Below are 18,159 nucleotides of genomic sequence, written 5' to 3'. Positions count from 1 at the left end.
CGCAGCCAGGCTCAGATGCCCAGGAGTGCCCGGTGTTCCTCCCGGCGTTTGGCCTGTTCGGCAGGGTCCGGCACCGGCAGCGAGGCGATCAGGCGGCGTGTGTAGTCATGGCTCGGGTTGCCCATGACCTGGCTGCCGATCCCCTGCTCCACCAGTTTGCCCTTATACAACACGCCCACCCAGGAGGACAGGATGTCCACCACGGCAAGGTCGTGGCTGATGAACAGGCAGCCGAAGCCAAACTCCTCCTGGATGTCCTTGAACAATTCCAGGACCTTCGCCTGGACCGAAACGTCCAGGGCCGACGTCGGCTCATCCGCAATCAGCAGCCGCGGATTCAGGCTCAATGCCCGCGCGAGCGATGCCCGCTGCCGCTGGCCGCCGGAGAGTCGTGCGGGTACCTGCCCGCGTACGACGCCGGCAGCTGCACCGATTCCAGCAGCTCGCCGACGCGCTTGCGCGCCTGCGCCTCGCTTGGCCGGGTATGGATCAGCATGGGCTCCGCGATGCAATCACCGATGGTGAGCTGCGGGTTGAACGAGGCGGCCGGATCCTGGAAGACGAAGCCGATGTCCTTGCGGAAAGGTTTGAACGTGCGTTCGCGCAGGTTCAGCATTTCGTAGCCCAGGACTTTCAGGCTGCCTCCGGTGGTCCGGTTCAGCCCGGCGATGGCCCGTCCGATCGTCGTCTTGCCGGACCCCGATTCCCCACGAGGCCGAACACCTCGCCCCTGGACAAGGTGAAGCTGACACCGTCCACTGCCTTGAAGGCAGGTGTTCCCAGCCGTCCCGGATATTCGATCACCAGGTTGTCGGCGGACACCAGCACTTCCCCGTCCTGGTGCGGACGTTCGGTGAGGCCGGCCGACGCCGAGTTGCGGCCCAGGTGCGGCACGGCAGCGAGGAGCTTGCGGGTGTAGTCCTGGCGGGGTTCGGCAAACAACGTCTTCGACGTGGCTTCCTCGACAATGTCGCCCCGGTACATCACCACTACCCGGTCGGCGAGGTCGGCCACCACTCCCATGTTGTGGGTGATCAGGACGATCGAGGTGCCGTACTTGTCCCTCAGGTCCCGGAGGAGTTCGAGGATTTCCGCCTGTACCGTCACATCCAGGGCCGTGGTGGGTTCGTCGGCGACGATGAGGCCAGGGTTCAGCGCCAGGGCTGCCGCGATCACCACACGCTGTTTTTGGCCGCCCGAGAATTGGTGCGGGTAGTAGTTGACGCGGTGTTCGGGGTCCGGGATACCCACCTTGCGCAGTGCTTCGATGGCCCGTTCCTTGGCTTCCTTCGCCGATACGCGCCCGCTGCCGTCTGTCCCGGCATGGGCCCGGATCCCCTCGGCGATCTGCCATCCCACCGTGAATACCGGGTTGAGGGCGGTGGAGGGCTCCTGGAACACCATGGCCACGTCGCGTCCACGGATCTGGCGGAGCCGGCCGGGACTTAGGCTGATGACATTGGTGCCGTTGATCAGCACCGCGCCGGAACTCATCGCTGTTTCAGGCAGCAGCCCCAGGATGGTCTTGGCGGTGACAGTCTTGCCGGAGCCGGATTCGCCCACGATGGCCAGCACTTCTCCGGCCCTGACTTCAAGGTTCACGTCCTTGACGGCATGGACGTCGCCGCCGTCGGTGGCGAAGGTGACCTGCAGGTGGTCGATCTCCAGCACCGTCTTACGGTCCTGTTCCGTGTGGTCCGAAACGGACCCAAGGTTTTCGCTCACGGGTTGCTCAATTCTGTTTCGGTGCCGGGTCCGGCTGATGCGGCAGGCGCGTCCGCGGCAGGGGCTTTGCGGCTGATGCGCTTCCGCCCGCGCAGGCGCGGATCGTTGAGGTCGTTGATGCTTTCGCCCACGAGCGTCAGCCCCAGCACGGTCCAGACGATGGCCAGGCCGGGGAACAGCCCCGTCCACCAGATTCCGGACGTGGTGTCGGCGAGCGCCTTGTTCAGGTCGAAGCCCCATTCCGCGGCTGAGCTGGGTTCGATGCCAAAGCCCAGGAAGCCCAACCCTGCGAGGGTCAGGATTGATTCGGAGGCGTTGAGGGTGAAGATCAGCGGCAGGGTGCGGGTGGCGTTGCGGTAGATGTGCCGGGTCATGATCCGGATGTTCGAGGCGCCAACCACCTTGGCCGATTCGACGAAAGGCTCTGCCTTAAGCCTGATCGTTTCGGCCCTGATCACCCTGAAGTACTGCGGGATGAATACGACCGTGATGGAGATGGCGGCAGCCAGGATTCCGCCCAGGAGGCTCGACTGGCCCCCGCTGATGACGATGGCCATGACGATCGCGACCAGCAAGGACGGAAAGGCGTAGATCGCATCGGCGACAACCACCAGGATGCGGTCCAGCCAGCCGCCGATGTAGCCGCTCACCAGGCCGAGGATGACGCCGGCGAAGATGGAGAGGATGACGGCGACGATGATGACCAGCAGGGCGGTCTGGGTGCCCCAGATCACCCGCGACAGGACGTCATAACCGCCAACGGTGGTGCCCAGGAGGTGCTTGCCACCGGGGGCTTGCTGGGTGGGGAAGTTGCCGTCGGCATCCGAGAGTTGCGCGAAGCCGTAGGGCGCCAGCAGCGGCGCTGCCAAGGCTGTGAGCAGGAAGATGCCGGTGAGGACGAGCCCCACCACGAGCATGAAGCGTTGCAGTCCGACGCTCTTGTTGAAGTGGGAAACAACCGGCAGCCGCCGGAAGAAGGATGCCCGCGGGTTGGCCACGGGTTCCAGGGTGGTTTCGGCAGTCATGTCAGTACCTCACGCGGGGGTCGATCAGCGCGGCGATGATGTCCACGATGAAGTTGGTGACGGCGACGATGACGGCCAGCAGCACCACGATGCCCTGGACGGCGACGAAGTCGCGCGCCGTGAGGTAGTTGGCCAGCTGGAATCCGAGGCCTTTCCACTCAAAGGTTGTTTCGGTGAGCACGGCCCCGCCGAGCAGCACTGCGATCTGCAGGCCCATGACCGTGATGATGGGGATCAGCGCCGGCTTGTAGGCGTGTTTGGTGACCAGCCGATATTCGCTGACGCCGCGTGAGCGGCCAGCCTCGATGTAGTCCTTGCCGAGTGTGCCGATGACATTGGTCCGAACCAGGCGCAGGAAGACCCCGGCCGTCAGGAGGCCAAGGGCCAGCGCCGGAAGGACGGCGTGGGACATCACGTCGCTGAGGGCAGCCATGTTTCCGCTGCGCAGGGCGTCCAGCCAGTAGATGCCGGTGGGGGCTTCCAGGGCTGTGAGGGACAGTTCGGTCCTGGTCCCGGCGCGGCCGGCGACCGGCAGCCAGCCCAGCCACACGGAGAACACCAACTTGAGCAGCATGCCGGCGAAGAAGACCGGGGTTGCGTAGAACAGGATGGCCAGGATCCGGAGCACGGCGTCCGGCAGGTGATCACGACGGTGGGCGGCGATCATGCCGAGCGGAATGCCCACCACCAGGGCGACGATGATGGCGTTGATGGCCAGTTCCAGTGTGGCGGAGCCATAGGTGGTCAGCATCTCGGTGACCTTGCGGTTGTCCGAGAGGGTGGTGCCGAAGTTGCCCGTGATGAGCTGCCCCAGGTATTCGAAGTACTGCAGAAGCAGCGGCCGGTCGTAGCCGGCGGTGTGGATGCGTTCCTGCAACTGTTCCGGCGGGAGCCGGCCGCCCATGGCGGCGGTGATGGGGTCGCCGGTGATCCGCATGAGGAAGAACACCAACGTGACGAGGATGAGGATGGTTGGGAAGATCAGCAGGAAGCGGACCAGGATGTACTGGCCCAGCCCTCCCCCTGCCGCTTTTTTCTTGGTCGGAAGGAGCGCGTCCGCATCACTTGGCGGCGCGTCAATCAAAGATGTCATCGGTACCTGGATTCGTGGTGACCGGGAGCCAGCATTCCCCTCGTTGCTGACTGATGACCGGCAAAAGGCGGGACACCATTGCGGCGTCCCGCCTCCGGCCCGTCAGAGCCCGATGGGGGTTGACTGCTTACTTGGACAGCACGCCAAGGCGTGTCTTGAACGAGGGGTCGAGGGTCTTCTCGACACCCTTGACGTCAGCTCCCGCCACCAGGAGCTGCGAGCCCTGCAGGAGCGGCAGGGTGGAGAGGTCCTTGGCGACTGCCGTCTGGGCATCGCCGATCAGCTTCTGGCGTTCGGTCTTGTCCGGCGTGGTCAGCTGCTTCTGGATCAGGTCCGTGACAGTCGGGTTCTCGTAGTGGTTCTTGAGGAAGTTGCCCGGGATGAAGAAGGGCGTGAGGTAGTTGTCCGCATCCGAGTAGTCCGGGAACCAGCCGAGCTGGTAAACGGGGTACGCGTCAGAGGTGCGTGCCTTGGAGTACGTCACCCATTCGGTGGACTGCAGGTCCACGGTGAACAGGCCGGACTTCTCCAACTGTTGCTTGACCATGGCGTATTCATCGCCCGAAGACTTGCCGTAGTGGTCCGGGTTGTACTGCAGCTTCACGGTCACCGGGCCGGTGATCCCTGCGTCGCTGAGGACCTTCTTGGCTTTGTCCAGGCTCGGCTTGCCGCTGCCATCCCCGTACAGGTCCTTCATGGGCTGGATTGCGCCGGGCAGTCCATCCGCCACCACGGAGTAGGCGGGAACGTAGGTTCCCTTGTACACCTGGTCCGAGATGGCCTGCCGGTCCACAATGTCCGCCATGGCCTGGCGCACGGCGAGGGCCTTGGCGGGGTTTGCTTCGGGCGTCTTGGCGCCGAACGGCATGGTGTCGAAGTTGAAGACGATGTAGCGCAACTCGCCGCCCGGGCCCTTGTAGACCTTGACCTTGGAGTCCTTGCCGAGGTCGGCGGCATCCGTGGCGGTGATGCTTCGGCCCGCAACGTCGATGTTGCCGCCCTGGACGTCCAGCTTCAGGTTGTTGGAGTCGGCGTAGTACTTGATCACGGCGTTGTCGTTGGCCGGCTTGCCGAGCAGTCCGTTGTAGTCGGGGTTGCTCTTGAGGCTGACGAGTTCGTTCTTCTTGTAGGAATCGATGGTGTACTGGCCGGCGAAGGGCTTGGCCGCCACGATGTCTTCGTCGCTCATCACCTTGTCGGCGGGGAAGACTTCCTCATCCACGATCGGACCGGTGTTGGTGCCAAGGACGCTCGGGAAGACCTGGTCGTTGGCGGCGTTGAGGGTGAACACCACGGTGGTGTCGTCTTTGACGGCAACCGACTTGAGGTTGGACAGCAGCGACGCCGGGCCGTTGGGATCATTGATCTTGAGGACGCGGTCGTAGGAGAACTTCACGTCCGAGGCCGTCAGCGCGTGGCCGTTGGCGAACTTGAGGTTGGGCTTGAGCTTCACGGTGAACTCGGTGGGTGACGTGAAGGACGCGGACTCCGCAATGTCCGGGCTGACCTCGGCCGAACCGGGCTTGGAGTTCATCAGGAAGGGGTAGACCTGGTTCATCACCAGGAAGGATCCTGCGTCGTAGGAACCGGCGGGATCGAGGGTGACGACCTTGTCCGTGGTTCCGAAGGTAATGGCACCGCCGCCGGCACTGCCGGTGGACGTTCCCCGCCGCCGGAGGGCCCTGTGCAGGCAGTCAGGGCCAGGGCGGAGATGCCTGCCAGCGCGATGGCGCGGTGCAGGGCCGTTGTGCTCTTGATCATCTGTGAACTTCTTTCCGATGAGTACGCGCACGCCCGCGGTCACAGGTTGATAGCCCCAGACGCCGGCGTGCAGTGCTGATCCCTAGATTCAATCAGAGAGTCTGCCCTCGAGACGGCCATTTCTGTGAGTTGAAACACAATATTTTCTCAATAGTTACCCGGGAGTGCGACGAGGAATCGTGCGGGCCACCGGCCTTGGGCACGGCAAAAGACCGCCACGGCGGAATCGTGGCGGTACCGGGAACGGCAGGGTTACAGCGCGGCCCGCTGGAGGGACCGTGCGGCGTCGATGGTGGCCTGGCCCAGCACGCGGCTGCCCTGGTACAGCACCACGGTCTGGCCCGGGGCCACACCGCGCAGCGGAGCCTCCAGGCGGACCATCAGCTGGCTGCCGGCAGCGCCGTCCCGTGCCGGTTCCATCCAGGCAGTGGCGGGTACGGGATCCCCGTGCGCACGGACCTGGGCGTGGCAGTTGAATTCCGCCCCCGAGTCCACCTCAGAAATGGGAAGGCCCGCCCAGGAGATCTTGATGCCGCGGATCTCGTCGATGGCCAGCAGCGCTTCGGGACCCACAACCACTTTGTTTTCCTTGGGCCGGATTTCCAGGACGAAGCGCGGCTTGCCGTCGGCGGCGGGGGTGCCCAGTTTGAGTCCGCGGCGCTGACCGACCGTGAAGGCGTTGGCTCCAGGGTGCTCCCCCACCTTGGCCCCGGACTCGTCCACGATGTCACCTGTGGTCATCTCGATTTTCTCGGCGAGCCAGCCGGCGGTGTCGCCGTCGGGAATGAAGCAGATGTCGTGGCTGTCAGGCTTGTTGGCAACCGACAACCCCCGGCGCTCAGCTTCCGCACGGACCTCGGCCTTGGAGGGCGTGTCGGCCAGGGGGAACATCGAGTGCTTGAGCTGCTCGTGGGTCAGGACGCCCAGCACGTAGCTCTGGTCCTTCGCCCAGTCGGCTGCGCGGTGGAGTTCCCGGTTGCCGTCGGCGTCCTCGATCACCTTGGCGTAGTGGCCGGTGCAGACGGCGTCGAAGCCCAGGGCGATGGCCTTTTCGAGAAGCGCTGCGAACTTGATCCGTTCGTTGCACCGCATGCACGGGTTGGGGGTACGGCCGGCGGCGTATTCGTCGATAAAGTCCTGGACGACGTCTTCCTTGAAACGCTCGGAGAAATCCCAGACGTAGTAGGGAATACCCAGGACGTCGCAGGCACGCCAGGCGTCCCGGGAGTCTTCGATGGTGCAACAGCCCCGGCTGCCGGTGCGGAGGGTTCCGGGCATGCGGGACAGGGCAAGGTGGACGCCGACGACGTCGTGCCCGGCCTCGACCGCGCGGGCGGCGGCAACGGCGGAATCAACTCCGCCGCTCATGGCTGCTAGTACTCGCATGCTGGCTTTCTGTTGGGGGATGCTGGCTTACCGGGGCCCGGGCGGCAAGGCCGGGCGGCGGAAACGATCTTCGCCTATCCATTCTACGGACCCGCGCAAATCGCCCCCAGCCGCCGGGATCTGACCCGGCAAACCCATCCAAGGCATCAGGGCCCCGAGGGATCAGCTGCCGTGCAGCCCCTGCCGCGCCACGGTACCTGCGGTTTGGATGGTGGACTCGTGCCCGGCCATTCCGGCCTGGCGTGCACGCGCATAAGCCTCGGGCAGTGCGGCAAGCAGGGCATCGACGTCGGCCTCGGTGGAGGTGTGTCCCAGGCTGAACCGCTGGGCACCCCGCGCGGTTTCCTCGTCCAGGCCCATGGCCAGCAGCACATGGGAGGGCCGCGGGACACCCGCGGTGCAGGCAGAACCGGTGGACGATTCGATGCCCGCCAGGTCCAGGAGGAACAGCAGTGAATCCCCCTCGCAGCCAGGGAAGGTGAAATGCGCGTTGCCGGGCAGCCGGCCATCACCAGGCGCACCACGGAGTACGGCCTCGGGAATCCGTTCGCGGACGCCGTCCACAAGGCGGTCACGCAGGGCGGCGATCCGTGCTGCTTCCCCGTCGCGCGCGTCGGCAGTGGCTTCCGCAGCGGCGGCGAAGGCCGCGATGGACGCCGTGTCCAGCGTTCCGGAGCGCACGTCGCGTTCCTGGCCGCCGCCGTGCTGCACCGGCGTCAATGTGACCGAGCGGCCCAGCAGGAGCGCGCCAACTCCGACAGGGCCGCCGATCTTGTGGCCGGAAATGGACATTGCGTCGAGGCCGGATTCCTTGAAGTCCACGGGAAGGGAACCGAATGCCTGGACGGCGTCGGAGTGGACGGGCACGCCGGCCGCGTGGGCCAGCTCCACGATGCGGCGGACGGGCTGGATGGTGCCTACTTCGTTGTTGGCCCACATCACGGTCACCAGGGCCACGCTGCCGGGGTCGCGCGCCAGCTCCGCCTCCAGGATGACGGGATCCACCACGCCCTCGCTGTCCACGGGCAGCCAGGTAACAGCCGCGCCCTCGTGGCGCTCAAGCCATTCGACGGTGTCCAGCACCGCGTGATGCTCGACGGCGGAGCAAAGGATGCGGCGCCGCCTGGGGTCCCCTGCCACGCGGGACCAGTACAAGCCCTTCACGGCGAGGTTGTCCGATTCGGTGCCGCCGGAGGTGAAGATCACTTCTGATGGGTGTGCCCCGACGGCGGCGGCAATGGTCTCGCGCGCGTCTTCCACGGCGCGCCGGGCCCGGCGGCCGGAACCGTGCAATGACGAAGGGTTTCCGGTACGTGCCAGCTCACGCGTCAGTGCGGTGAGGGCCGCACCGGTGAGCGGCGTGGTGGCGGCGTGGTCGAGGTAGGCGGGCACCGTTCAATTCTAGCGCCCGCTGCCGCGGCAGCCCCGGCCCGGGGAGCCAGCCCGGGCACCGCTCAGGACGCGCGGGTGATCCTCGCGCAACAGTGGCCGGGAAGGTCCACCGATGCCACGCGGTCCCCGTGCCCGCCGCATCCGGCCGCCGCTCCCCGCAGGAATGCGCCGTTCATGTCGCACACGACGGACGCGTGCTGGTTGGAAAGGCGGTGGAAGGGGCAGTTGGGCAGCAGGTAGCCGCCATCGCCGTCGTCCTGGGGCCGGTAGCCTGCCTGGGCCAGGAAATCCCCCATGCTCCCGGCCGCTTCCGCCAGCTCGCAGCCCTTCCGGAAGGCAGCTGCGCGCAACGCCTCACCCACCGGGCCGCTGCCGGCCTCGGACGCCTCGATGGCGGCCGCCATCAACTCGCCGGCAAGGTCATAGTTGCGGTCCGGCACCGTCGCTCCCACTTCCCCCGCCGCCCGCCGGTACATCTTGGCCGGCCGGCCGGAACCCGGCCCGGCCTTTCCAGGCGCCTTGTGGAACTCGACAGCCAGCAGGCCGTCCTGGACCAGCCTGTCCAGGTGGAACGAGACCGTGCTCCGCGCCAGGCCAACGGATTCGGCCACTTCGTCCCGGCCCACCGGCCGCGGGGAGGCCGCGACCAGCTCGAAAAGCTGCAGCCGCTTGGCGTCCGCCAACGAGGCAACGGCGGCAATCCTGCCGGCCCAGGGAAGTCGATACACGGTCCCACCAATCCATAGTCAAGATCTCTTGATTATAGAACATCAGGTTTCTAAAATTGGCATACCTACTTTTAGAAGGAGCACGTCATGAAACCAGCATCGGCAGTGCGCGCACACCCTGCACCGGCCACTGAGCCGGCCACGCGGCAGGCCTTCCTGCTGCTGCGCACTGTCTTCACGGTCGCCCCGGTCCTGTTCGGCCTGGACAAGTTCACGAACATCCTCACCGACTGGACCGTCTATCTGGCACCCCAGGCGACTGCCCTGGTGCCTCTGGCCCCACGAACCTTCATGGACGTGGTGGGCGTGGTGGAGATCATTGCGGGGATCGCGGTGGCAGTCCGCCCCCGCTTCGGCTCACTCCTGGTGGCCGCCTGGCTCGCCGGGATCATCGTCAACCTGCTCCTCCTTGGAAGCTTCTACGACGTGGCCCTGCGCGACTTCGGACTCCTGGTGGGTGCGCTCGCCCTCAACCGGTTGTCGGCCGGGAACCGCCAGGCTCAGGCCGACGGCGGCACCAAGGGCAGGTAGCGCGACACATCCTTCCGGGCGGCAGCGAGCGTTCCCGGATCCGGGCAGGAGACGGAGATGTAGGCTGACGACCCCGCAGTGCCGAAGACCCTGGCAAGAACCGCAGTCGACTTTCCGCCGTGCGCGGCAGGTTCCAGCACGAGGACCTCGACGCTCTTGCCGGGCTCTTCGACGCTTCCGCCCCACTGCAACGATTCCGTTGTCAAGTACGAGGGCTGGATGGTGGCATCCAGGTACTGGAACAGGGCCACCGTGGACTCCCGGTCGTCCCCCGGACCAGCGGGCCCTGCCCGGTACTGACCCGGGCCGCAACCACGCAGCCGTCAGCCTTGGCGTATTGGCTCGCACCGGATACGTCCTCAGTGACCTGCTTCCACCCCGGTGCACGTTTCAGCTCGTCAGAGATCCCTACCGGAACGCCCGGGGCCAGGGTGCCCCCGGCCGCAAAGGGCAGGTCCCGGGCTGCCACTGCCGCAGCGTCGTGGCCGGGGGTGATCGTCGGGGTGGACAGGACCGGCGTGCCTGGCGGCGTTTCCGGGGCAGCGGGGTCACGGACATCCACGCTGCAGCCGGCCAGCAGCACAGCCCCCAGCCCCGCCACCGCCAGCGGCGCCCCCAGGTGCCATGCCCGGCCCGCCGGCCGGGCCGTCGTCGCAAAATCCATCTCCACCCCGCATCCCCACCAGCCGGTGTTCGGCCGTGCATCCACGAGTCTAAACTCCGGCCGCGGGGAACCCGGGCACCCCGGACGCTCGTTGACAGTGCAGGCCGGCCATCCGCGCTGGCTAGACTGGGCGGGCACTTCGCTTTCCCCGTGGCGCTTGAAGAACAGGACGATTGCTTGACCGAGAGCAGCAGCTCCCACTACCAGGTCCTCCGTGTGGCCGTCACAGCCACTGAGAAAGAGATCAAGGCGGCGTACCGGCGCGCAGCCAGGTCTGCCCACCCGGACCACGGGGGTGATGCCGCAACGTTCCGCAGGGTCACCGCTGCCTACGAGACGCTGATTGATCCGCAGCGCCGTAAGGCCTACGACCGCTCCTACGGGGCGGGCACCGCTCCGACCGATGCCGGCGCCCACTTCGACGCTCCGGCGGCAGGGAGCCGGGCGTCCGCCACAGTCCGCCGGCCGGGCGGCGGGCGGAACACCGCCGGGGATCCTCCCATTTACGTTCCGCCGTACGGAGGGAGCGGCGACGTCCCCCTGATTCCGTTGGAGCAGGCCCGCCAGCAGGTCCACGGGATGCCCCGGAAGAGGGGAATCTTCGGCGCCGAGGCCCGGATCCAGCGTGAAATGCGCACGGTGCAGTCCTTTCCCGCCAGGTGCTGACGGCCATCCCCGCGGCCCGGCTCATCAACGGCCTGCAGTCGCCGGCGGACAACAGCCACATCGACCACGCCGTCCTGTCGGGCTACCGCCTCGCCTTGGTCAACTCGATGCTCCTGCCCAAGGGAGCCTATGCCTGGGACGGCCGCACCCTCAACCACGGGGGCCGTGCCGTGGCGCCCCCGCAGCTCACCCAGGTGGTGTGGGCCATGCAGGACATCTTCCCGGAACTGAACGTCACGGGGTGGACCGTGGTGTTCAGCCCGGACGGCAACCTCCATGAGCCCGTGATCGACCACCACCGCCGTCCGGCAGGGCCCGCGGAAACGGTCCAAATCGTCAACGCGGCCGGCCTGGCGCGCGGCCTGAAGGAGTTCCTTGCCGCAGGACCGGCACCGAACACCGTCAACGTGCCGGTCCTGGCCAGGCTGCTGCGCGGCATGCACTGACGGCGGTTGGCTAGGATGGGGAGGTGTTCCGCATCCTCTTCCATGCCCCCGAAATTCCCGGCAATACCGGCAACGCCATCCGCCTCGCCGCCATCACCGGCGCCGAACTGCACCTCGTGGAACCCTTGGGCTTCGACTTCTCCGATGCCAAACTGCGCCGCGCAGGCCTGGACTACCACGACCTCGCCGTCGTGACAGTCCACCGGAGCATCGAAGACGCCTGGGAACACCTCAAGCCGGAACGGGTCTACGCCTTCACCTCGGACGGTACAACCAGTTACACCGACATCCCGTACCAGCCAGGCGACGTCCTGATGTTCGGCCGCGAATCCGTGGGCCTGCCGGCGGAGCTGAAGACCGACCCCCATGTGACCGCAACAGTGCGCCTGCCCATGCTCCCGGCGCTGCGCTCCCTCAACCTCGCCAACGCCGCCTCGATAGCTGTCTACGAAGCCTGGCGGCAGCAGGGCTTCGCCGGCGCCAAGCTCTAGCACCCGGCCCATCGGGGACACCCGGGGCAGGACTTTTTTGCGTCCGTCCCATCCGCCTGCCGCAAGGCTCCGAATGCCTTTTGAAACACATTCGAGCGGAGCAAGGAGCGGCAGGTGACATTACTCGAGGCGCATTCCAGGCGCGAACACCGCAACAGCAGCAGGACTGCCCGGGAATCTCCCGCCGGAGACTTATGCTTGGGAGTGATGGAAACTCCCAACGCGCCGAATCCCGAAGGCTCCGCCGCGGTGACTGATCCCCCAGCCGACATCAGCCAGCGGCTGTCAACCCTGCTGGCCGCTGTTGCCCGCGGGGATCAGGCCGCATTTGCCGAGTTCTACCAACTCACGTCCCGCCGGGTTTTCGGCATGGCACGCCGGGTCCTGATCGATCCCGAACTCAGTGAAGACACTACGCAGGAAGTCTTCCTGCAGGTGTGGCAGAACGCGGCCAAGTTCGATCCGCACGCCGGAAGCCCGCTGTCCTGGCTCATGACCATCTCGCACCGGCGGGCGGTGGACAAGGTACGGTCCACGCAGTCCTCCACGGACCGGGAGGCGAAATACGGGGCCAGCACCCAGGACATCGACCACGACAGCGTCTCCGATGAGGTCGGAAGCCGGCTCGAGGCCGAGGCTGTGGTGCGCTGCTTGGAGACGCTGACCGAAACACAGCAGGAGTCCGTGCGCCTGGCCTACTATGGCGGGCTGACCTACCGGGAAGTCGCCGAACGGCTGAATGCCGCTGTTCCCACCATCAAGTCCCGCATCCGCGATGGACTGATCCGCTTGAAGACCTGCTTGGGGGTGAGTTGAATTGAACGAAATGGACAACAGCCGCAACGACCGTTCGCGTGCCTTTGGCGACACCGTCGCCATGGACCTTGCGGCAGGCCGTGCCATCGACCTCGCCGAACTCTACGCCCTTGACGCGGTCACGGAGCAGGAACGCGACGCCATTGACCACTACATATCCACCGCACCGGAGACCGAGCGCCTGGTCTTCCTGGAGCGTGTCCGCCAGTCCCGGGAGACGCTGGCCCGCACCTTCCGCGTGGAGGAGGAGCCGCCGTCGGACTTGTTCGAACGCATCGTGGCCCAGCTTCCCGTGGGCAGCGGGCGCACCGGTTCTGAAGTGGCGCCCCCGGCCGGAGGCGCGGCACAACCGGCAGAACCAACCGACGAGCTCGCCGAGGCCCGCAAGCGCAGGGCGGAGCGCCGCCCGTCCGGCACCAGGCGCTGGCTGGTGGGCGTAGCAGCCGCGGCAGCGATTGCCCTGGGCGGCGTGGGAGTTGGCGCCTACCTGGCCGACCAGAATGACCCCGTCAACCAGGTCGTGCGTGCCGGGGACCTCCGCGAGGCTTCCGTCAACGTTCAAGGCGGCGGCAAGGCGACGGTTCTGATCTCCGCGTCCGAGGATGCCGCCGTGGTGAAAATGAGCGGCGTTCCCGCTCCGCCGGCGGGCAAGGTCTACCAGATGTGGCTCATTCCCAAGGACGGCTCCGCCCCGGTGTCGCAGGGCCTGATGGACGAACAGGCACTCTCCAAGCCTGCCGTGGTCCAGGGCATCCATTCGGCTGCTTCGCTGGGCATCACCGTTGAACCGGCCGGTGGTTCGAAGGCGCCCACGCTGCCAACGGTTGCGGCGGCCCCACTCGGCGCCTGACCCGGCATCCGGCGCCCAACACCAAGGCGCCCCGCTCCCATGATGGGAACGGGGCGCTTCTTGCGTCCTAGAAGCCGGCGATGGTGCCCGGCCCGTTGACCGCCACCACGTGGAAAGCCTCGGCACTGCGTCCGCTCGGCATTCCTGCCCGTGCGGCGTTGGTGCGCATGCCCTGGCGCACGGTGGCTTCCATGGCCTCCACATCCGGATGCTGGCTCACGTGGACATGGATGGCTGCGAGTTTCGCATCCACCTGGTCGGTGACGTCGACGAAGTGGTTTTCCCGCTCCTCCGGTCCCGCATAGAGCCAGAGCCACGGCAGCTTGTAAGCTTCCAGCCCAGCTTCCGCCAGCTCGGGGTACGCGAACGGGTTCTCCAGTGCCGGGTACACGGCCCGGGTCACCGCCTCCCCCACTGCCAGGTGGTCCGGGTGGCTCTTCTGGATCCGCTGCCAGTTCCGTTCAGGATGCATGGCGAGGACGACGTCGGGGCGGACTTCGCGGATCAGCCGCACCACGCCCCTCATCACCTCATGGGAGGCCTCAAGGTAGCCGTCACGCTGATGGAGGTAGTGGATGTCAGTGACCCCGACCAGCTCCGCTGCCCGGCGCTGTTCGGCGTCGCGCATCGCGATGATGTCGGCGCGGTGGGCAGGATCGAAACCGCCGGCATCGCCGTCGGTCATGATGCAGTAGCTCACCTCCACCCCTGCAGCCGTCCACGCGGCGATGGTGCCCGCTGCGCCGAAGTCGATGTCGTCGGGGTGGGCCGCAAAACAGAGGACCCGCCCAACCCGGTGTATTTCCGGGTTGAACGGGCTCCCTGCCTGCTCGCTGGAAGCAGTCAACGGATCAGCCTTTGCGCTTCTTGATCTCGGCCGCGGCCTGCGGCAGGACATCGAAGACGTCCCCGATGATGCCGAAGTCGGCGATCTCGAAGACCGGCGATTCGGCATCCTTGTTCACGGCGACGATGACCTTGGACGTCTGCATGCCGGCTTTCTGCTGGATGGCGCCCGAGATGCCTGCCGAGATGTACAGCTGGGGGAAACGGTCTTGCCGGTCTGCCCCACCTGCGCGTCGTGGCTGATCCATCCGGCGTCGGTGGCTGCACGGGAAGCTCCTACGGCAGCACCAAGGGCATCGGCCAGCTCCTCGACGGGACCGAAGTCGCCGTCCATCCCGCGGCCGCCGGCAACGACGATCCGGGCGTCCGTGAGGTCCGGGCGGCCGCTGGCCACCTTCTGCTCGCGGGCGGTGATGCGGGCAGCGCTGGCGACGGCGGGCACCTCCACGGTTGCCGTTTCGGGCGTGGTGGGTGCGGGCGCGGGTTCCGGTACCACGTTGTTGGCCTTGAGCGTGAGTACGGAAACGGCCGTCGTGGCCCTGCAGGAGGTGATGTACGAGCCGGCCAGGACCGACTTGTGCGCGGTGCCGTCGGGGTCTACGGCGACGACGTCGGTGATGACGCCGGCGTTAAGCCTGATGCCCAGCCGCGCAGCGATCTCCTTGCCTTCCGGAGAGTTGTCCAGCAGCACGATCCCGGCGCCGGCTGCCTCTGCCGCGGCTGCCAGGTAGGCTGCCTTGGGCGCGACGAGGAAGTCGCCCAGGTCCTGGGCCGATGGGTGCAGGACGGTGCCCACACCGTATTCCGCGAAGGTGGCCGCGACGTCGTCGGAAAGGTCGCCGTTGACCGCGACGGCGCTCTCCCCCAGGGAACGTGCCAGGGTCAGCAGCTCCAGGCTGCTCTTCTTGAGCGAAGCTCCGGGGTTGTCGATGAATACGAGTACTTTTGCCATGTCGTTGTCCCCTTAGAGCAGCTTCTGGGCGGCCAGGAAGTCAACCAGCTTGATGCCGGCGTCGCCCTCGTCGGTGATGATGGTGCCGGCGGTCCTCGGCGGCCGCTCTTCGGCGCTGGTGACGGTGGTCCAGGACCCGGCAAAGCCGACCTGGGCCGGGTCCACGCCGATGTCGGCGAGGGACAGCGTAGTGATGCTCTTGCGCTTGGCCGCGATGATGCCCTTGAAGTTGGGGTACCGGGGCTCGTTGATCTGGTCCGTGACGGACACGACCGCGGGCAGCGCTGCTTCCACGGTTTCCGATGACGTGTCGGCATCGCGCCGGGCAGTGAGCCGGCCGCCGTCGACCTCCAGCGAGGAAGCGAAGGTCACCTGCGGCAGCCCGAGCCGCTCAGCCAGCTGGGCCGGGACCAGCGAGGTCTCGCCATCGGTGGACGCCATCCCGGTCAGGACCAGGTCCACGCCGCCCAGGTGCCGGACGGCAGCCGCGAGCGCCAGCGAGGTGGCGGCCGCGTCCGAGCCGGCGAGCGCGTCGTCCGTGAGGTGGACGCCTTCGGTGGCGCCCATCTGCAGAGACTTCTTCACGGCGTTGACGGCGCCGGCAGGACCCATGCTCAGGGCGATGACCCGGTTGCCGGCCTTGCTTCCGCCTCGGGCCTCGGCAAGCTGCAGGGCAGCTTCCAGGGCGTATTCGTCGAGCTCGGACAGGATGCTCTCGTCGCGGTCCGCGGTGTTGCCCTCGCCACCCAGGTGACGGTCGAACTGGGCGTCCGGTACATGTTTGACCAGGACTACGATCTTCAATGTCTCTTCCACTGTGGTTACAGCAGCCTTCCATGCTTGTGGACAGCCAGCCGGGTGGGTCATGGCCGCGGAATGCCCGGCAGGCGGGTAGCTCCTAGCTAACCATATCGGCGCGTCCGGGCGCCCTCTTCCGTTAACGCCTGTGTCAGGTTTTCCGTTGCGTTTTCCGTTGCGCCGGACATGCCGACGGCGGCGCCCCCGGGGTGGGGACGCCGCCGTCGTGATGGCTTGGGCGTGTCAGCTGGCTGCCGCGCCGAGCGTGACGTCGAACGTCTGCTCCTTGCCGCCGCGCTGGACCGTGATCTTGACCGTGGAACCTGCCGGCTGCTCGCGGACTGCCGCGGTCAGCTGGTTCGGTTCACCGATGCTGAGGTCGTTGAACTTGGTGATGACGTCGCCGACCTTGATCCCGGCCTTCCCAGCCGGCGAACTGGCGTCAACCGTGGCTACGTCGGCGCCTACCGAGAATTCCGAGGATGCCCCGGAGGTACTCTTCGCCTTGACGCTGACACCGAGCTGGCCATGGGAGGCCTTGCCGTTGTCGATGATCTCCTGTGCCACGCGCTTGGCGTTGTTGATCGGGATGCTGAACCCGACGCCGATGTTGCCGCTCTGGGAGGTCGAGGTGCCGGAGCCTGCGGAAGCGATGGCCACGTTCACGCCGATGATCTCACCCTTGCTGTTGACCAGCGCGCCGCCGGAGTTGCCGGGGTTGATCGCGGCGTCGGTCTGGATGACGTTGATGGCGATGGATCCCTGGCTAGAGCTTTGCTGGCTTTGTCCGCCGCCCGGAGGCGCGAACTGGAAGCCCTGGTCACCGCCCTGGCTGTTGTCACCGCCCTGCGGGGCTGCCGACGATGCCACGCTGATGGTCCGGTTCAGCGTGGACACAATGCCGTCCGTCACAGTCCCGGTCAGCCCCAGCGGTGATCCGATGGCGATTGCGGTGTCACCCACGTTGAGCTTGGAGGAATCCCCCAGTGTGGCTGGGGTGAGGCTTGAGGTATCGTCCACCTTGATCACCGCGAGGTCGGACAGGGGGTCCGTGCCCACCAGCTTCGCGGGAAGGACCTTGCCGTCGCTGGTGCGGATTTCAAGGGTGGCGTTGGCTGTCTGGCCGTCCAGCGTAACTACGTGGGTGTTGGTCAGGATGTGTCCCTGGTCGTCAAGGACGATGCCCGAACCGGTGCCGCCGGAACTGCCGCTGGTCGCACTGATGGTGACCACACTGGGGGAAGCCTTCACGGCTGCGGCAGTAATCGCGTTGACGTCATCCTTGTTGTTCACGATGACGGTTCCCGGCTGGTTGCTGCCGCCCACCGACGAGGTACTGGAGCCGGCGTTTCCAAACAGTTCACCTGCCCCCACCGTTGCCACGCCGCCGCCCACAAGCCCAGCGGCGAGGATGCTGGCGATAAGGGTGCCGATGCCGAAGGTCGCCTTCCGGCGCGGTGCATCCTTGGGATTGGGCGCCAGGCCGACACCTCCGTGCTGCATACCGGGCCCCGCGCCTTGGCCCGGCTGGCCGTTCTGCTGCTGGCCGTAGTATCCGGACTGGCCGTAGAAGGGCTGGCGCTGCGGGTAAACGGGGCGTGGAGCGCCGGGTAGCTCCTGGGTGTGGTCCTGCGGCTTGTCCAGCCGTTCCGGAGGGTTGTGCTGCTGGTCGGCAGCGCCGTAGCGATCCTGCTCGTGGCCGGCATTGCCCCCGTCCCCGGACTGAGTGGCCGCCGGGCCGGCTCCGGGCTGCTGCGGGTCCTGCTGCTGCCAGGGGTTCCGGCCGCCCGCGTTGCCCTCCGGGACCGGTCCTGGCGTGTGATTCTCAGTCATGGGACTTCCTTTCATCCTTGTCTGCCATTAACTATGACCCGTCCCGCTGGAACAAGCTCGGATGTTTGCTGAAAGCTTCCTGAACGTCATGGCGTTCCCGTAAAACCCCGCCGTGCGTTTCGCTGGCGGCATATTCGGCCGCATGGACTGGCTGTG

14 protein-coding genes and 4 pseudogenes are annotated in these 18,159 nt (G+C 66.7%); 5 read left to right on the top strand and 13 right to left on the bottom strand.

Annotation, left to right across the window (positions count from 1 at the left end):
- Positions 1 to 11 precede the first annotated feature (11 nt).
- The 7 genes and pseudogenes from ACX5I6_RS12055 to ACX5I6_RS12025 form a co-directional block, all read right to left on the bottom strand.
- Positions 12 to 1,725 (bottom strand): annotated as a pseudogene (locus tag ACX5I6_RS12055) (ABC transporter ATP-binding protein).
- Complete coding sequence (locus ACX5I6_RS12050) at positions 1,722 to 2,750, bottom strand: ABC transporter permease (RefSeq protein ID WP_461840621.1); 1,029 nt, start codon at positions 2,748 to 2,750, stop codon at positions 1,722 to 1,724. The pseudogene ACX5I6_RS12055 and the gene ACX5I6_RS12050 overlap by 4 nt, the downstream one beginning before the upstream one ends.
- A gap of 1 nt (position 2,751) precedes the next feature.
- Complete coding sequence (locus ACX5I6_RS12045) at positions 2,752 to 3,843, bottom strand: ABC transporter permease (RefSeq protein WP_461840620.1); 1,092 nt, start codon at positions 3,841 to 3,843, stop codon at positions 2,752 to 2,754.
- Between the two features lie 127 nt (positions 3,844 to 3,970).
- Positions 3,971 to 5,604: pseudogene (locus tag ACX5I6_RS12040) on the bottom strand (ABC transporter substrate-binding protein).
- 252 nt (positions 5,605 to 5,856) lie between these two features.
- Complete coding sequence (gene mnmA, locus ACX5I6_RS12035) at positions 5,857 to 6,990, bottom strand: tRNA 2-thiouridine(34) synthase MnmA (RefSeq protein ID WP_461840619.1); 1,134 nt, start codon at positions 6,988 to 6,990, stop codon at positions 5,857 to 5,859.
- Positions 6,991 to 7,152: 162 nt separating this feature from the next.
- On the bottom strand, positions 7,153 to 8,382 hold the full coding sequence (locus tag ACX5I6_RS12030; RefSeq protein WP_461840618.1) for a cysteine desulfurase family protein: 1,230 nt from the start codon (positions 8,380 to 8,382) through the stop codon (positions 7,153 to 7,155).
- Between the two features lie 62 nt (positions 8,383 to 8,444).
- Positions 8,445 to 9,110 (bottom strand): helix-turn-helix transcriptional regulator, encoded by a 666-nt coding sequence (locus ACX5I6_RS12025; protein WP_461840617.1) that lies wholly within the window; start codon positions 9,108 to 9,110, stop codon positions 8,445 to 8,447.
- An 87-nt stretch (positions 9,111 to 9,197) separates the two neighbouring features.
- Between ACX5I6_RS12025 and ACX5I6_RS12020 the strand changes: the two genes are divergently transcribed.
- Entirely contained in the window at positions 9,198 to 9,641 is a 444-nt protein-coding gene (locus ACX5I6_RS12020) for a hypothetical protein (protein WP_285248793.1), read from the top strand.
- On the opposite strand, the gene ACX5I6_RS12015 is transcribed toward ACX5I6_RS12020, so the two are convergent.
- Together ACX5I6_RS12015 and ACX5I6_RS12010 are read right to left on the bottom strand one after the other, a co-directional pair.
- Positions 9,611 to 9,847 (bottom strand): hypothetical protein, encoded by a 237-nt coding sequence (locus tag ACX5I6_RS12015; protein WP_461840616.1) that lies wholly within the window; start codon positions 9,845 to 9,847, stop codon positions 9,611 to 9,613. The genes ACX5I6_RS12020 and ACX5I6_RS12015 overlap by 31 nt on opposite strands.
- A complete protein-coding gene (locus tag ACX5I6_RS12010) occupies positions 9,844 to 10,311 on the bottom strand; it encodes a hypothetical protein (protein ID WP_461840615.1) in 468 nt (155 codons plus the stop codon). Before ACX5I6_RS12010 ends, ACX5I6_RS12015 begins: the two co-directional genes overlap by 4 nt.
- A 171-nt stretch (positions 10,312 to 10,482) precedes the next feature.
- Here ACX5I6_RS12010 and ACX5I6_RS12005 point away from each other — a divergent pair.
- The 4 genes and pseudogenes from ACX5I6_RS12005 to ACX5I6_RS11990 all read left to right on the top strand — a co-directional run bounded on the left by ACX5I6_RS12005 (position 10,483) and on the right by ACX5I6_RS11990 (position 13,574).
- Positions 10,483 to 11,417: pseudogene (locus ACX5I6_RS12005) on the top strand (J domain-containing protein).
- Between the two features lie 23 nt (positions 11,418 to 11,440).
- Complete coding sequence (locus tag ACX5I6_RS12000; protein WP_461840614.1) at positions 11,441 to 11,908, top strand: tRNA (cytidine(34)-2'-O)-methyltransferase; 468 nt, start codon at positions 11,441 to 11,443, stop codon at positions 11,906 to 11,908.
- Positions 11,909 to 12,115: 207 nt separating this feature from the next.
- On the top strand, positions 12,116 to 12,724 hold the full coding sequence (locus ACX5I6_RS11995) for a sigma-70 family RNA polymerase sigma factor (RefSeq protein WP_461840613.1): 609 nt from the start codon (positions 12,116 to 12,118) through the stop codon (positions 12,722 to 12,724).
- A 10-nt stretch (positions 12,725 to 12,734) separates the two neighbouring features.
- Positions 12,735 to 13,574 carry an anti-sigma factor gene (locus tag ACX5I6_RS11990; RefSeq protein WP_285248789.1) on the top strand — a complete coding sequence of 280 codons (840 nt, stop codon included), beginning with the start codon at positions 12,735 to 12,737 and terminating at the stop codon, positions 13,572 to 13,574.
- Between the two features lie 67 nt (positions 13,575 to 13,641).
- Here ACX5I6_RS11990 and ACX5I6_RS11985 read toward each other — a convergent pair whose 3' ends face one another.
- The 4 genes and pseudogenes from ACX5I6_RS11985 to ACX5I6_RS11970 all read right to left on the bottom strand — a co-directional run bounded on the left by ACX5I6_RS11985 (position 13,642) and on the right by ACX5I6_RS11970 (position 18,003).
- Positions 13,642 to 14,421, bottom strand: coding sequence for a PIG-L deacetylase family protein (locus ACX5I6_RS11985; protein ID WP_461840612.1), 780 nt, complete (start codon positions 14,419 to 14,421; stop codon positions 13,642 to 13,644).
- A 4-nt stretch (positions 14,422 to 14,425) separates the two neighbouring features.
- Positions 14,426 to 15,372 (bottom strand): annotated as a pseudogene (locus ACX5I6_RS11980) (electron transfer flavoprotein subunit alpha/FixB family protein).
- Between the two features lie 12 nt (positions 15,373 to 15,384).
- Positions 15,385 to 16,176 carry an electron transfer flavoprotein subunit beta/FixA family protein gene (locus ACX5I6_RS11975; protein ID WP_461840611.1) on the bottom strand — a complete coding sequence of 264 codons (792 nt, stop codon included), beginning with the start codon at positions 16,174 to 16,176 and terminating at the stop codon, positions 15,385 to 15,387.
- Positions 16,177 to 16,413: 237 nt separating this feature from the next.
- Positions 16,414 to 18,003, bottom strand: a complete 1,590-nt coding sequence (locus ACX5I6_RS11970; protein WP_461840610.1) for a S1C family serine protease — start codon at positions 18,001 to 18,003, stop codon at positions 16,414 to 16,416.
- Positions 18,004 to 18,159: the final 156 nt, after the last annotated feature.

The sequence above is a fragment of the Arthrobacter sp. MMS24-T111 genome, from assembly GCF_054888995.1.
Note: the sequence above shows the minus strand (reverse complement) of the source record. Positions and strands in the feature narration are given on the sequence as shown.

Coding starts and splice junctions, on each gene's coding strand:
- ACX5I6_RS12045 (WP_461840620.1), bottom strand. CDS start 3,843: ATGACATCTTTGATTGACGCGCCGCCAAGTGATGCGGACGCGCTCCTT.
- ACX5I6_RS11990 (WP_285248789.1), top strand. CDS start 12,735: ATGGACAACAGCCGCAACGACCGTTCGCGTGCCTTTGGCGACACCGTC.
- ACX5I6_RS12050 (WP_461840621.1), bottom strand. CDS start 2,750: ATGACTGCCGAAACCACCCTGGAACCCGTGGCCAACCCGCGGGCATCC.
- ACX5I6_RS11995 (WP_461840613.1), top strand. CDS start 12,116: ATGGAAACTCCCAACGCGCCGAATCCCGAAGGCTCCGCCGCGGTGACT.
- ACX5I6_RS12020 (WP_285248793.1), top strand. CDS start 9,198: ATGAAACCAGCATCGGCAGTGCGCGCACACCCTGCACCGGCCACTGAG.
- ACX5I6_RS11970 (WP_461840610.1), bottom strand. CDS start 18,003: ATGACTGAGAATCACACGCCAGGACCGGTCCCGGAGGGCAACGCGGGC.
- mnmA (WP_461840619.1), bottom strand. CDS start 6,990: ATGCGAGTACTAGCAGCCATGAGCGGCGGAGTTGATTCCGCCGTTGCC.